General features: G+C 70.8%; 1 pseudogene. It reads right to left on the bottom strand.

The features are described from left to right. Positions 1 to 315, bottom strand: a pseudogene (locus H5407_RS23895) (NAD(P)(+) transhydrogenase (Re/Si-specific) subunit alpha); the annotation flags it as partial.

The following is a 315-nucleotide window of genomic DNA, read 5'->3' as shown; positions in this document are numbered from 1 at the left end:
AGGCCTCGATCACTGCACCCAGGCGCTTGGCGGTCGCGATGGCCTGCAGGCCCGCCACGCCCACGCCCAGCACCACCACGCGCGCTGCCTTCACGGTGCCCGCGGCGGTCATCAGCATGGGGAAGAAGCGCTGGTAGCGATCCGCCGCGATCATCACCGCCTTGTAGCCGGCGATATTGGCCTGGCTGGACAGCACGTCCATGCTCTGCGCGCGGGTGGTGCGCGGCGCGGCCTCGAGCGCAAAGCTGGTCAGGCCGGCCGTGGCCAGGGCCTGCAGGCCGGCCTTGTCGAAGGGATTCAGCATGCCGACCAGCG

It is taken from the genome of Mitsuaria sp. WAJ17, from assembly GCF_014174515.1.
Taxonomy (GTDB): Bacteria; Pseudomonadota; Gammaproteobacteria; order Burkholderiales; family Burkholderiaceae_C; genus Roseateles_B.
This window is presented reverse-complemented; position numbering and strand designations above follow the sequence as displayed.